The 13,582-nt window shown below is 39.1% G+C and carries 12 protein-coding genes; all 12 read right to left on the bottom strand.

Translation table 11 applies throughout. The features are described from left to right. Positions 1-8: 8 nt before the first annotated feature. The 12 genes from ftsA to mraZ all read right to left on the bottom strand — a co-directional run bounded on the left by ftsA (position 9) and on the right by mraZ (position 13,543). A complete protein-coding gene (ftsA, locus tag G530_RS0105675; RefSeq protein ID WP_026933609.1) occupies positions 9-1,361 on the bottom strand; it encodes a cell division protein FtsA in 1,353 nt (450 codons plus the stop codon). A 3-nt stretch (positions 1,362-1,364) separates the two neighbouring features. Further along, entirely contained in the window at positions 1,365-2,081 is a 717-nt protein-coding gene (locus G530_RS0105670; RefSeq protein ID WP_026933608.1) for a cell division protein FtsQ/DivIB, read from the bottom strand. Continuing rightward, positions 2,071-3,429 carry a UDP-N-acetylmuramate--L-alanine ligase gene (murC, locus tag G530_RS0105665; RefSeq protein WP_026933607.1) on the bottom strand — a complete coding sequence of 453 codons (1,359 nt, stop codon included), beginning with the start codon at positions 3,427-3,429 and terminating at the stop codon, positions 2,071-2,073. Before murC ends, G530_RS0105670 begins: the two co-directional genes overlap by 11 nt. Next, positions 3,430-4,533 (bottom strand): undecaprenyldiphospho-muramoylpentapeptide beta-N-acetylglucosaminyltransferase, encoded by a 1,104-nt coding sequence (gene murG, locus G530_RS0105660; RefSeq protein WP_026933606.1) that lies wholly within the window; start codon positions 4,531-4,533, stop codon positions 3,430-3,432. Then, the gene (locus tag G530_RS0105655; RefSeq protein WP_026933605.1) at positions 4,530-5,738 is read right to left on the bottom strand and encodes an FtsW/RodA/SpoVE family cell cycle protein; all 1,209 of its coding nucleotides are present in this window, start codon (positions 5,736-5,738) and stop codon (positions 4,530-4,532) included. Before G530_RS0105655 ends, murG begins: the two co-directional genes overlap by 4 nt. Positions 5,739-5,822: 84 nt before the next feature. Continuing rightward, positions 5,823-7,160 carry a UDP-N-acetylmuramoyl-L-alanine--D-glutamate ligase gene (murD, locus tag G530_RS0105650; protein WP_026933604.1) on the bottom strand — a complete coding sequence of 446 codons (1,338 nt, stop codon included), beginning with the start codon at positions 7,158-7,160 and terminating at the stop codon, positions 5,823-5,825. A 9-nt stretch (positions 7,161-7,169) separates the two neighbouring features. After that, complete coding sequence (mraY, locus tag G530_RS0105645; RefSeq protein WP_026933603.1) at positions 7,170-8,402, bottom strand: phospho-N-acetylmuramoyl-pentapeptide-transferase; 1,233 nt, start codon at positions 8,400-8,402, stop codon at positions 7,170-7,172. After that, the gene (locus G530_RS0105640; RefSeq protein WP_026933602.1) at positions 8,402-9,868 is read right to left on the bottom strand and encodes a UDP-N-acetylmuramoyl-L-alanyl-D-glutamate--2,6-diaminopimelate ligase; all 1,467 of its coding nucleotides are present in this window, start codon (positions 9,866-9,868) and stop codon (positions 8,402-8,404) included. Before G530_RS0105640 ends, mraY begins: the two co-directional genes overlap by 1 nt. Further along, a complete protein-coding gene (locus G530_RS0105635) occupies positions 9,868-11,859 on the bottom strand; it encodes a penicillin-binding protein (protein WP_026933601.1) in 1,992 nt (663 codons plus the stop codon). The genes G530_RS0105640 and G530_RS0105635 overlap by 1 nt, the downstream gene beginning before the upstream one ends. Positions 11,860-11,865: 6 nt before the next feature. After that, complete coding sequence (locus tag G530_RS0105630; protein ID WP_026933600.1) at positions 11,866-12,183, bottom strand: FtsL-like putative cell division protein; 318 nt, start codon at positions 12,181-12,183, stop codon at positions 11,866-11,868. 6 nt (positions 12,184-12,189) lie between these two features. Beyond that, positions 12,190-13,086 carry a 16S rRNA (cytosine(1402)-N(4))-methyltransferase RsmH gene (gene rsmH / locus G530_RS0105625; protein ID WP_026933599.1) on the bottom strand — a complete coding sequence of 299 codons (897 nt, stop codon included), beginning with the start codon at positions 13,084-13,086 and terminating at the stop codon, positions 12,190-12,192. Beyond that, positions 13,073-13,543: a division/cell wall cluster transcriptional repressor MraZ gene (gene mraZ, locus G530_RS0105620; RefSeq protein ID WP_026933598.1), complete on the bottom strand. Its 471-nt coding sequence runs from the start codon at positions 13,541-13,543 to the stop codon at positions 13,073-13,075. Before mraZ ends, rsmH begins: the two co-directional genes overlap by 14 nt. Positions 13,544-13,582 lie beyond the last annotated feature (39 nt).

Below are 13,582 nucleotides of genomic sequence, written 5' to 3'. Positions count from 1 at the left end.
TATCTTTATTATTCTGCGTTATCTAAAAAATCCTTGAATTTTTCAGCCCATTTGTCAAATATGCTCTTTCGGGCAACTTTTTTCGAGGTTTCTTCCTCTTCATCAGATTCACTCATCATCTGATCTCCTTCTTCGTATTCTTCAGATTCTTCTACCGGACTATTATCTGAAAGGACAGCCTCTTCCTGGAATCTGCTATTACCTTTTTCCAGACTATTCATCACTAGTCCAACTGCCGTAGCATAAACAGGACTTGTAGTTTCTGAATCTGTTGTGCCGGCTAAATGCTCGTTTGGATATCCTATTCTGGTATCCATCCCGGTAATATATTCAGCCAGTTGTTTTATGTGCTTTAATTGTGCACCACCACCGGTTAATACTAAGCCGGCGATTAATTTTTTCTTTTGCTCATCATGTCCGTAGTTCTTGATCTCCAGGTAAACCTGCTCTATGATCTCCACTACTCTTGCATGAATTATTTTTGAAAGGTTCTTAAGGGTGATCTCCTTCGGTTCTCTTCCTCTTAATCCAGGAATAGAAACGATCTCGTTATCCTTATTTTCACCCGGCCATGCTGAACCGAATTTAATCTTCAGTAGTTCAGCCTGCTTTTCAATGATCGAGCATCCTTCTTTTATATCCTCGGTGATCACGTTACCTCCAAAAGGAATTACTGCCGTATGACGAATAATCCCATCTTTGAAAATAGCAAGATCGGTAGTACCACCCCCTATATCAATTAGCGCTACCCCGGCTTCCTTTTCCTCCTGACTCAAGACTGCATTTGCTGAAGCAAGTGGCTCCAAAGTCACTGCAGAAAGTTCTAATCCGGCACTTTTTACACATCTTCCTATATTTCTTATCGAAGAAACCTGACCAACTACCACATGGAAGTTAGCTTCCAGTCTCCCACCGTACATCCCGATAGGCTCCTTTATTTCGGCCTGACCATCTACTTTAAATTCCTGCGGAAGTACATGAATGATCTCCTCGCCCGGCAGCATCACCAACTTATGAACCTGATTGCAAAGTGTATGAATATCATCTGCATCTATCACTTCATCAGGATTCTGACGGGTTATATAATCACTATGCTGAAGGCTACGAATATGCTGCCCCGCAATCCCCACTACAACTTCGCTAATCTTTAAACCACTATCGGCTTCTGCTTCCTGTATTGCCTGCTGGATAGACTGGATGGTTTGGGTAATATTATTCACTACCCCCCTATGAACACCAAGAGATTTAGATTTTCCAATCCCAATGATCTCTACCTTGCCGTACTCATTTTTGCGACCTATCATGGCCACAATCTTTGTTGTTCCAATATCTAATCCTACTGCAATATCGTTTTGTTCCATAAACTATTTTTTCGTGCATACAACCTGATCTCCAAATTGCAGGTTCACTTTTTTGTAGGTATCTAACTTTTTTTCTTTCTGTGCTTTCTTATAAAAGGCTTTGAAATTGTTGAATTTTAAAGCCACATTGCTTGAATCACCGAAATACACTTCGAAATCGCGTTCTCTTAACTCAAGCGTATATTTATCTCCTTTTAACCGGTTAATGCCGGTAATATGCCTATTCAAGAATTCATCATTCTTAATATGGTTTACTAAAGCATAAGCTTTAGTAAAATTTGCCCCATCAAAACCATACATCAGCGGCACTCTTGCTGTATAGAATTCACTTAATGGCATTAACTCGCCATTCTTATCCAGATAGAAAGAAGAATTCCCAACTACTCTTCCAATCGGTTTCCTCTGACTTACTTCTGCTTTTAGTTTACCATCTATAGTGAGGTAAACTTCCGCATTTTCAATCATTTGATGCTTATTCAAAAGGGATTCGACCCTATTCAAATCTAAAGTTTCTTTATCTATGCTCGAGATAGACGGTTTATTTTGTATTAACAATTTATTAACCACTTCCTCAGTAACATAGAGATTTTCAGAATCTGTAAATTTCACCTCTACCTTGCTGATATTACGTGTTTTATGACGCTTTTCAGCAAAACCAAATAGCAGGCAAACGATTGCCACTAAAACGAAGGCTTTTATGTAACCTAAACTACGCTTCATGTAACAATGCTTTTTTTACTTTTTCTACTTCTACTCCAATATCACCAGCCCCCAGCATCACTACAACATCAGCATTTTCAGCCAGAATCTTTTTAGATAGATCTTTCTTCTGAACGAGTGATTTTTGAGAATTAGAAATTTTATCCAGCAACCATGCTGAAGAAATACCTTCAATAGGTAACTCTCTAGCTGGATATATATCCAGAAGAAATACCTTATCAAAATTTGAAAGGCTTGAGGCAAAATCTTCAGCGAAGTCACGGGTACGGCTAAACAGGTGGGGCTGAAAAACCGCTAAAATTTGTTTGTTGGAGTACATTTCACGAATCGCCTGATGTACTGCTGAAATTTCAGCAGGATGATGTGCATAGTCATCTATAAGCACCAGGTTATCCGTTTTAATTTTATAACTGAATCTGCGCTGAACACCTTTAAAGCTAAATAAGGCCCTGGCCAGACCATCGGTTGGGGAACCGTACTCCATCGCCATCGCCAGGGCTGTTATAGCATTTAGCAAATTATGATTGCCGGGCAGATTAAATTTTAAATTCTGTATAATTTCTGAAGGAGTTTTCAGCTCGAAAACATAGCTACCTTCTTCTATTCTAATATTTTGTACTGAAAAATCACTCTCATCATTTATGCCTATCGTTGATCCTTCTAGTGGTAATCCGTTTTTAATGAATAAACGACCGTCATGAGGAATCTTAGCAGCAAAATCTCTGAATGATCTTTCTAATTCAGACTTATCTCCATAGATATCGAGATGATCTGCATCCATGGAAGTGATTGCAGCAATATCTGGAGAAATATTCAGGAATGAGCGGTCAAATTCATCTGCTTCAACTACTACCACCTCATCACCCTGCATGATAAGATTTGATTGAATATCTTCACTAATCCCACCTAGAAAGGCAGTAACCTTCGCACCGGTTTCTTTTAGCAAATGCCCTAAAATTGCACTAGTGGTTGTTTTTCCATGAGTCCCGGCAACAGCAAGACAGTACATTTGTTTAGATATAACCCCCAGCAGTTCTGCTCTTTTTACAACTTCAAAATTTTTCTCTTTTAAAAATGTAAATTGAGGCTGATCTTTTGGTACCGCTGGTGTATAAACTATTAAAGAATTTGATAGGTTATCCAGGATTTCGGGCGGAATAGCTGCAATATTTTCTGAAAAATTTACTTCTATTCCTTCGCTCTCCAGAGTATTAGTCAATTCAGTCGGAGTGCGATCATAACCACCTACAAACTTCCCTTTTGCCTTAAAATATCTGGCAAGGGCGCTCATCCCAATCCCACCGATCCCGATGAAATAAAAATGCTGTATGTGGTTAAGGTCCTTCACTTATTTTGTTCTCTTATTTATCAATTTTTCAACTTCATCTACTATATCTGAAGTCGCATTTGGCAATGCAAGTTTTTTAATATTCGCAGCGAAACGATTCATCCTTCTTTCATCCTCCAAAAGGCTGAAAAAACAAGGTTCGAATTTCTCATTCAATTCATCTTCGGTGATCATCAAAGCAGCATCATGATCTGTAACTGCCATGGCATTCTTCGCCTGATGATTTTCAGCAACATTAGGTGACGGAATAAACAACACAGGCTTCCCAACTATACAAAGTTCAGAAACACTCCCTGCTCCGGCTCTGGATATAATAACATCTGCTGCTGCATATGCAAGATCCATTCTATTGATGAATTCCTTTGCTCTTACATTTATGGAATCATATTTCTTATACTCATCAAAATAAAGTTTCCCGATCTGCCAGATGAGCTGTACATTCTCATCTTTGAATTTCTTAAGATCGTTTTCAATAAGTCTATTAATTCTTCTTGCACCAAGACTTCCACCAAGAACAAGTACTGTTTTCTTATTTTTTGAAAGATTGAAATGCTCTAAAGCTTGTTCTCTCAATTGGTTCACCTCCAGAAGATCCTGTCTAACCGGGTTACCCGTTATGATTGTTCTTTCGGCTGGAAAAACTTCTTTTACTTTTTCATATGCCGCACAAATAGTATCGGCATATTTTGCTAAAATTCGATTGGTTATTCCTGGTAATGAGTTTTGCTCCTGGATCAAAGTTGGGATTCCTTTTGAAATTGCAACTCTTAATAAAGGACCACTAGCAAAACCACCGGTACCTATCACGATATCTGGCTTAAACTTTTTGATGATCTTTCTGGATTTAGAAAGACTGCTCATCAGCTTAAAAGGAAAAATGAAATTTTTAAGGCTAAACGATCTATCTACCCCGCTTATCCATAGGCCTTCTATTTCATACCCCGCCTGTGGCACTTTTTCCATCTCCATTCGATCCTGTGCACCTACAAAAAGAATTTCGGCATCTGGATATCTTCTTTTTATTTCATCGGCAATGGCGATGGCAGGATAGATATGTCCACCTGTACCTCCACCAGATAATATAACGCGTAAACCTTCTTTCATATCGCTTCGCTTAAGATGTCCAGAGGATTATCCTCCTCACCTTCAAATTCTTTATTTTCAGATTCCTTGATCTCTTCTCTTCTGGCACTGACACTAAGGATGATTCCCAGCGCGATGCATGTCATCCAAACCGATGTTCCTCCACTACTTACTAGCGGAAGTGTTTGTCCGGTGACAGGAAATAGTTCCACAGCAACTCCCATATTGATAAGCGCCTGAAAAACTACAGGCAGGCCTACACCCATAACAACGAGTTTACCAAAGACAGTATTGGCTTTGGTAGCCACAATTACAATCCTGAAGAGTAACAACAGGTATGCAAGCATCACTCCAAAAGCACCAATTAAGCCCATTTCTTCAACAATTATCGCGTAGATAAAATCTGAAGATGATTGTGGTAAAAAATTTCTTTGAACACTTTTCCCTATTCCTGTTCCGGTGATGCCTCCTTGTGCAATGGCAGTTTTGGCTCTTTCAACCTGATACTGCTCGGTACCTTCTTCATCATCGAAAAAAGTTTCGATCCTGCTTGTCCAGGTATCTACCCTGTTAGGCATAAGACCTGGAAAAGCTTTAGCAGTAAGAACGAAAATGCTAAGCATAACGATCCCAACACCTAGAATTGCAGCAAGATATTTTATTGGATAACCACCTAAGAACATCAACATCCACGTCATACAGAAAATGATCGCTGTTGTGGAGAAATTGGCCGGCAAAATTAACACTAATACCGCGAAAACAGGCAGCCAAAGCGGAAGAATTGTCTCTTTAAATGTCACTGTTTTTTCAGTGATCTTAGACAGGTATCTTGCCACGTAAACCATTAGCACCACTGACGCGAGCGTTGAAGACTGAAATGAAACATTGAGCACAGGAATTTGTATCCATCTACTGGCATATGCACCATCTATGGTAGTACCCTGAGCGATAGTGAATAACAACAATAATATCACAATGGGTAACAGCAGGATCGAGATTCCTCTGAAATAGTGATAAGGTATTTTATGAACAGCGAACAATACACAGAATCCTAAAAGCAAATGGAAAAAATGTACCACCAGAAATCCGGAAGTACTTCCATCACCGTGGAGATAAGCAAGGTTACTACTGGCACTGTATACCGGCAAAAATGAAAATATTGCCAACAGTCCGGCTACTGCCCAGATCACCTTGTCTCCTTTAAGATTTGCAAAAACATTGCTCATTCTTTTCTTCCTTCTTTATCGTCACCCTTAATTTGATTCAGGATCTCGTTTTATTAGAAACTGAATCAAGTTCAGCTTGACGTTTTATAAATTTCTTACCGCTTCTTTAAACTGTCTTCCTCTGTCTTCGTAATTTTCGAAGAGGTCAAAGCTTGCGCATGCTGGGGACAATAAAACATTGTCACCTTTTTCCGCAAGTCTGTAGGCCATTTGTACCGCTTCACCCATGGAAGTTGTTTCAACCATATTCTCCACAATATTCCCGAAAGAAGCCTTAATCTTCTGGTTATCAACCCCAAGACAAATGATCGCTTTTACCTTCTCATTCACCAAAGGCAAAAGATCATCATAAACATTACCCTTATCCACTCCGCCAATGATCCATACCGTTTCAGATTCCATACTTTCCAAAGCGTAGTAAGTAGCATTTACATTCGTAGCTTTAGAATCGTTGATATAAAGCACATTATTGATCTTCAGGACTTTTTCAAGGCGGTGTTCCACTCCCTGGAAATTCGACATACTCTCTCTTATCGTTTGCTTTCTGATTCGGAGCAGTTGTGAAACTGTGGCCGCAGCCATAGCATTTTTAGCATTATGTTTGCCTTGAAGGGCAAGTTCTGATGTTGGCATAGTAAACTCTGTGTTATTAATTGTTACAACAATATTTTCATTTTCTATATAAGCGCCATTTTCAATCTTTTTCTCTATTGAAAAAGGCAGTTTTTGAGATCTAACCGGGTTCTTTTCTAACCAGTCTGTAATATTTTTATCGTCTGCATCATAAATGAAATAGTCATCTTCAGTTTGATTCTTTACTATTCTAAATTTTGATGCTATATAATTCTCCAGTTTATAATCATATCTATCCAGATGATCTGGTGTGATATTAGTCAGAATCGCAATATGCGGTCTGAACTTTTCAATTCCATCCAGCTGAAAACTGCTTAATTCCAGGACGAACCAATCATGGCTTTCTTCAGCAACCATTTTCGCATAACTATTCCCGATGTTACCACCCATCCCTGAATCTATTCCTCCCTCTTTCAGTGAATGCTGAATAAGATTGGTCACCGTTGTTTTTCCATTACTTCCCGTTATTCCTATCACCGGAGTTTCAGAAAACCATGATGCGAATTCAATTTCAGAAACCACCGGAATATTATTCTTTCTCAGCTCCACGATCATTGGAGCTGTATCTGGAATACCCGGACTTTTCATCACCACATCGGCATCGAATATTTTCGATTCGGTGTGATGTTCATCTTCCCATTCGATCTCAATATGTCTAAGAACTTCTTTGTACTTATCCTTTATCTTTCCTTTATCAGAAAGAAAAACTTCATAACCTTCTTTCTTCGCCAGGATCGCGCTTCCAATTCCGCTTTCTCCACCTCCCAGTATCGCTATCTTTTTACTCATAGCTATAACTTATCGAACCTTCAAGGTCACTATAGTCAGAATCGCCAGGAAAATTCCTATGATCCAGAACCTTACTACGATCTTGCTCTCATGTTTCCCTTTCATCTGATAATGATGATGTAGTGGTGACATTAAGAAGATCCTGCGCCCTTCACCATATTTCTTTTTGGTGAATTTGAACCACCCCACCTGCATTACTACCGAAAGGTTTTCTATTAAGAAGATTCCGCATAAAAGAGGGATTAATAATTCTTTTCTTGTGGCAATTGCCAGTACCGCAATGATTCCTCCTATCGTCAAACTTCCTGTATCTCCCATAAAAACCTGGGCAGGAAATGTATTATACCATAAAAAACCAACTAATGCACCAGCAAAGGCCGTGATGAAAATTGTCATTTCACCCGAACGTGGGATGTACATTATATTCAGGTAATCTGAGAATATGATGTTACCCGAAACCCAGGCGAAAATACCCAGGGTCAAAACTATTATTGCTGAAGAACCTGCGGCCAGTCCATCGATCCCATCGGTAAGATTAGCTCCGTTGGAAACTGCTGTCACGATAAAGATCACTATCGGAATAAAGATCAACCAGGCATAATTCACCAGGTCTGGATTTATCCAGCTGATTAGACTTGAATAATCGAATTCATTATTCTTTACAAAAGGAATCGTGGTACTGGTATCCTTAACCTCAGGACCCATATCCACAACCTCAGCACGGGCAATCACATTTTCAGTAGGATTGGTTTCAGTCACCACCTCTTTAGTGGTGATCTGCGGATGGAAATACATGGTACAACCCACGATCAACCCTAGCCCGATCTGGCCAATAACTTTAAAGATCCCTTTTAAACCTTCTTTGTCTTTCTTAAAAGTTTTTATGTAGTCATCCAGAAATCCGATAGCGCCCATCCATAATGTAGTCACGATCAATAGAATGACATATATATTTTCAAGTTTCGCAAAAAGCAAAACGGGTATAAGGGTGGCAACAATTATAATAACTCCACCCATGGTTGGAGTTCCTGCTTTCTCTGTCTGACCTTTTAATCCTAGATCACGAACACTTTCTCCAATTTGTTTCGCTCTCAGGTAATTGATGATCCTTTTTCCATAGATCGTGGAGATACCTAGCGACAGGATAATAGCCATCGCCGACCTGAAGGAGAGGAATTCAAACAACTGCGCACCAGGCAACTGATACTGTTCTTCAAGAAATTTAAATAAGTAATACAGCATTATTTATCCAGTTGTTTCAAAAATTCATTTACGATCTTGAGATCATCAAAATCGAATCGTTCTCCGTTTACTTCCTGATAGGTCTCATGCCCTTTCCCGGCAATAAGGATAATATCGTTTTTAGCGGCCATCTGGCAGGCAGTTTTAATAGCCTGTTTCCTGTTGGTCACACTCATTGTTTTCTTAAAATTCTGAGGTTCTACCCCTGCTTCCACATCCTCGATGATCTTTTCCGGATCTTCAGTTCGTGGATTATCGCTGGTAAAGATCACCTTGCTACTTAATGCTGAAGCGATATGACCCATTTTTGGTCTTTTGGTAGCATCTCTATCTCCACCGCATCCAACTACCGTGATAAGGTTTTCGTTTTTGGTTCTAATGGTATTGATTGTTTCCAGTACATTTTTCAATGCATCTGGAGTATGCGCATAATCAACTATAGCTGTGATCTTTTCTTTTTCAGAGATCACATATTGAAATCTTCCATTCACAGAATTCAACTCACTGATAATTCGAAGTATCTCCAGTGTTTTTAATCCTAAAAGATCTGCAGTTGCGTAGATTGCAAGCACGTTATAGGCATTAAAATTCCCTATAAGCCTGGTCCATAATTCCTGTTCATCGATCTTCAACAATAAACCAGTAAAATTATTCTCCAGGATCTGCGCTTTATAATCTGCATAAGACTTTAAAGCATAAGTATGCTTTTCGGCCTTTGTATTCTGAACCATTACCGGGCCATTCTTATCATCTGCATTTGTAAGTGCAAAAGCCGAAGAAGGCAATTCATCGAAAAATCGTTTTTTCACATCACGATAATCCGCGAAATCCTTGTGATAATCCAGGTGATCATGAGAAAGGTTCGTGAAAATTCCACCAGCAAATTTCAATGCAGTGGTTCTGTGCTGATCTATCCCATGAGAACTAACTTCCATAAAACAGAATTCAACACCAACATCATTCATATCCTTTAGATAAGAATTAATAGTAAATGAATCTGGAGTAGTACGAATAGCAGAATGCTCTTCATTTCCCACCATGACTTTTACTGTGGAAAGCAACCCACACTTAAAACCTGCCTTGGTAAACAGGTCATACAAAAGAGTAGCAATGGTTGTTTTACCATTGGTTCCGGTCACCCCTATAAGTTTTAATTTTTCTGAAGGCTCATCGAAATAATTCGCAGAAATATATGCCAGAGCTTTCTTAGTATCCTTTACTTCTATATAGGTTATGCCGTTGATCTTTTCCGCAGGGATCTCTTCACATACGATTGCCAAAGCACCCTGATTTTCTGCATTTCTTATAAAATCATGCCCGTCTGACTGGGTTCCTCTAATGGCCACAAAAACATCATTAAGCTTAACCTTTCTGGAATCAAAATGAATGTCATTAATGGTTACACCGGTATCTCCGGTCACGGCCTTCATATTAACTCTGTAAAGTATGTCCTTTAATACTTTCATTAACTCAACTCCAATTTTACGGTTTGTTTATTCTTAAGTTTTTGTCCTGCAGTAATAGATTGTCTTTTCACAATTCCCTTTCCATTCAATCTAACTTCTATTCCAAGGTTTTCAAGGATAGATATCGCATCCATAGCCGGCATACCGGTGACATCTGGCATCAATAATTTTTCATTCTGAACTTTGGTGTAATATGCTTCGAAGTCCTTCTGCACATTTTCATCATTGACTTCTAAAGATTCCAGTTCATCCATTACAGGTGTATCTGTATAGATCTTCCTGGCGATATCTTTAAATACCGGAGCGGCAACTATATTTCCATAATATCCTTTTCTCCTATTTGGTTTATGTATCACCACGATACAGGAATATTTAGGGTTTTCAGCTGGGAAATAACCCGCAAAAGATGCTATATATCTACCAGGCTCTATCCAGTATTCTGTCTGGCAGGTACCGGTTTTTCCGGCCATAGAGAAATTCTCAGTATAAATATTCGACGCGGTCCCTCTCTCCACCGTCTTCTTCATCATCGCCCTTACCTTTTTTGCGGTTTCTACGGAACAGATCGCAGGATTCATAACCTGCTTATCCATAGTGATGATCGGCTTATCGCGGTCTTTAACTTCCTTAATAAATCTTGGTTTGATCATTTCACCATCATTGGCGATAGCGTTATAAAAGGTCAGAGTTTGTAAAGGCGTGATTGACACTCCATAACCAAATGCCATCCAGGGCAAGCTCAAACCATTCCAGCTCTTGTCTTGAGGGTGAGGAATTCGGGGGGGTCCCTCACCTTTAATTTCAAGACCAATTTTCTGGTTAAGTCCCATTGAGTACAGGCGATCAACAAATTTTGCAGGATCATTCTTATATCCTTCTGTGATCATTTTTGTAAATGCTGTATTTGAAGAAAGCTCGAAAGCTTTTGCTGCCGAAATCTTACCATATCCACCATGATGAGAATCACGAACAGGTCTTCCATAGAATCTCACAACTCCTTTTTCTGTATCAATAACCTGGCTTGTATCTACTACTTTATCTTCTAAAGCAGCTACCATAGCCATTAACTTGAAAGTTGAACCTGGCTCATGCGCTTCGTAAACCGCATAATTTCTTTTTTCGAAATAAGTACCTTCTTTTGTTCTTCCCAGGTTAGACATGGCCTTGATCTCACCGGTAGCAGTTTCCATAACCACTACAGTGCCATGCTCAGCTTCAAAATACTCCAACTGTCTTAATAAAGAATGGTGGGCTATATCCTGAATATTTACATCTATAGTAGAAACAACGTCATAGCCATCTCTTGGCTCTAATTCGTTATTATCACTAATTGGCTTCCACTGGCCTTTAGCAATCTTTTGCTTTAACCTTCTACCATCAGTACCTCTTAGATAATTACTGAAAGCTCCTTCAAGTCCCACCCTGGTGAAATACCCATTTTCATCTCTTCTTTCATAACCTACGGTTCTTTCTCCCATTTTCCCTAATGGATGTTCTCGAACGGTACTTTGCTCGGTGATCATTCCTCCTTTATAGGCTCCCAGATTAAACATTGGGAATTCCCTCATTTTCATATAATCTGAATAACCCAGGTTGCGGGCAATTAGAACATAACGTTGTTTGTTTACTCTGGCAGTTCTTAATTTCTGAGAATAATAAGATGCTGGCCGACCCAACATAGCCGAGAGGCTTTTTGAAAGCGGACCAATATTTTCTTCGAAGTTATTATCTGATACCGTTACCGCATCGAACCTAACATCATATTTAGGAACCGATGTAGCTAGAAGATTTCCATTTACATCGTATAGATTCCCACGATTTGCCGGAATTTTGAAGTTTTTAAGAGTACGCTCCTGCGCTAATTCTTTGTAGTGTTCACCATGAACAAACTGGATATTAAGCAACTTAACCCCTACTGCTATCGCAAAAAGGAAGAGACAGCCAGCCACGAAATACATACGATTCAGGATGCTTTTTTCGGTTGTAGCCATTTTGGGTTAGTCTTTTATTATCACTCTTATTTTATTGGGTGGAGTCTCTGAAGGCCCAATCCCTTTTTCTACCATTTTTTCAGTAATAGTAGATTCCATCTTTACTCTCATCAATTTTGAACGCCTTTCTAAAAATTCACTCCTCAACTCCAACACCTCTTTATTTAGTTTTGCGATCTTATGCACTTTTTGCTCTGCATTATGCGAGCTTGCGATCATCACAATTGCCAATACTGTACAGAAAACAATAAACCTCCAGTTCTTTACAGCATCCTCGCTGATTAGAAAATTCGCTTTTAATATGTTATAAAAACCTCTTTTCATTGATGCTTATAACTTTCTCGCCACTCTTAGCTTAGCACTCCGAGCCCTGTTATTCTGTTTTATTTCTTCTTTTGAAGGAACTACCAAACCGTTCACCTTTTTAAAAGGAACATCTATATTCCCATACATATCCTTTTCAGGCTCACCTTCAAACAAACCACTCCTTATATATCTTTTCACCAATCTATCTTCTAGAGAGTGATATGAAATAAGGCTCAATCTGCCGTCGGGTTTTAACACCTCTTCCGTTTGCAGTAAAAACTCTTTAAGAACTTCGATCTCCTGATTCACCTCTATCCTTATCGCCTGATAGATCTGAGCCAGGATCTTATTTTCTTTTCCTTTAAATAGTAAAGGCTTCAAAAGATCATTTAATTGCTCACTGGTCTCTATTGGATTATTCTTTCTTTCTGAAACAATCGTTCGGGCTAGTTTCGGAGCATTCTTAAGGTCTGCGTATGCGTAAAACAGTTTTTTTAACTGATCTTCTTCATATTCATTGATCACTTCGTATGCACTCAACTTATCACCCTGATTCATCCTCATATCCAGCTTCGCATCGAACCTGGTAGAAAATCCTCGTTCAGCTTCATTAAACTGATGAGATGAAACACCAAAATCACCAAGAATCCCATCAACCTGTTTCACACCATAAAATCTCAAAAAACGCTTCAGAAATCTGAAATTCTCATTAATAAGTGTGAATCGACTATCGTCTATCTTATTTTCAAGAGCATCTTTATCCTGATCAAATGCGTACAATTTACCAGCTGGACCCAGCCTGCTAAGAATCTCTCTTGAATGCCCTCCTCCACCGAAGGTTACATCTACATAGACTCCATCAGGTTTTATAGCTAAACCATCAACCGACTCCTTCAGTAATACAGGATTATGGTATTGCATCAAAATCTTCATTTCCCATCACCTCTTCAGCCAGATCTGCAAAATCACTTTCTGAAGAACCTTCAAGGTTTTGTTCATATTTCTCCTTATCCCAGATCTCCACAATATTGATAGCCGAAGAAAGCACGATCTCTTTCTCGATCCCGGCAAAACCAATAAGATCTCTAGGAATTAAAAGCCTGCCATTGGTATCAACCTCAACGGTTTTAACTCCGGCTGTAAACTTTCTTATAAAGTCAACGTTCTTTTTCCTGAACCTGTTCAACTTATTCATTCTCCCCATTAGGATATTCCATTCGTCCATCGGGTAAAGTTCAAGGCAGTTTTGAAAAACCGCGCGCTTAATTACAAAACCATTCTGCATCATGGGAGCTAATTGCTTCTTCAATGCTGAAGGCACCATCAAACGGCCCTTAGCATCGACTTTGCATTCGTATGTCCCAATTAGATTTATCACGGTTAGGTATTATAGAGCCAAATATATTGAAAATATTAC

The organism is Christiangramia echinicola DSM 19838 (assembly GCF_000423065.1).
GTDB lineage: Bacteria > Bacteroidota > Bacteroidia > Flavobacteriales > Flavobacteriaceae > Christiangramia > Christiangramia echinicola.
The sequence above is the reverse complement of the archived record's forward strand: the minus strand, read 5'-3'. Positions and strand labels throughout refer to the sequence as shown.

What these genes read in the sequence shown, in the direction of transcription:
- G530_RS0105630 (WP_026933600.1), bottom strand. Translation starts at nt 12,183, where the DNA reads ATGAAAAGAGGTTTTTATAACATATTAAAAGCGAATTTTCTAATCAGC.
- mraY (WP_026933603.1), bottom strand. Translation starts at nt 8,402, where the DNA reads ATGCTGTATTACTTATTTAAATTTCTTGAAGAACAGTATCAGTTGCCT.
- rsmH (WP_026933599.1), bottom strand. Translation starts at nt 13,086, where the DNA reads ATGCAATACCATAATCCTGTATTACTGAAGGAGTCGGTTGATGGTTTA.
- G530_RS0105670 (WP_026933608.1), bottom strand. Translation starts at nt 2,081, where the DNA reads ATGAAGCGTAGTTTAGGTTACATAAAAGCCTTCGTTTTAGTGGCAATC.
- murG (WP_026933606.1), bottom strand. Translation starts at nt 4,533, where the DNA reads ATGAAAGAAGGTTTACGCGTTATATTATCTGGTGGAGGTACAGGTGGA.
- G530_RS0105655 (WP_026933605.1), bottom strand. Translation starts at nt 5,738, where the DNA reads ATGAGCAATGTTTTTGCAAATCTTAAAGGAGACAAGGTGATCTGGGCA.
- G530_RS0105640 (WP_026933602.1), bottom strand. Translation starts at nt 9,868, where the DNA reads ATGAAAGTATTAAAGGACATACTTTACAGAGTTAATATGAAGGCCGTG.
- G530_RS0105635 (WP_026933601.1), bottom strand. Translation starts at nt 11,859, where the DNA reads ATGGCTACAACCGAAAAAAGCATCCTGAATCGTATGTATTTCGTGGCT.
- ftsA (WP_026933609.1), bottom strand. Translation starts at nt 1,361, where the DNA reads ATGGAACAAAACGATATTGCAGTAGGATTAGATATTGGAACAACAAAG.
- murD (WP_026933604.1), bottom strand. Translation starts at nt 7,160, where the DNA reads ATGAGTAAAAAGATAGCGATACTGGGAGGTGGAGAAAGCGGAATTGGA.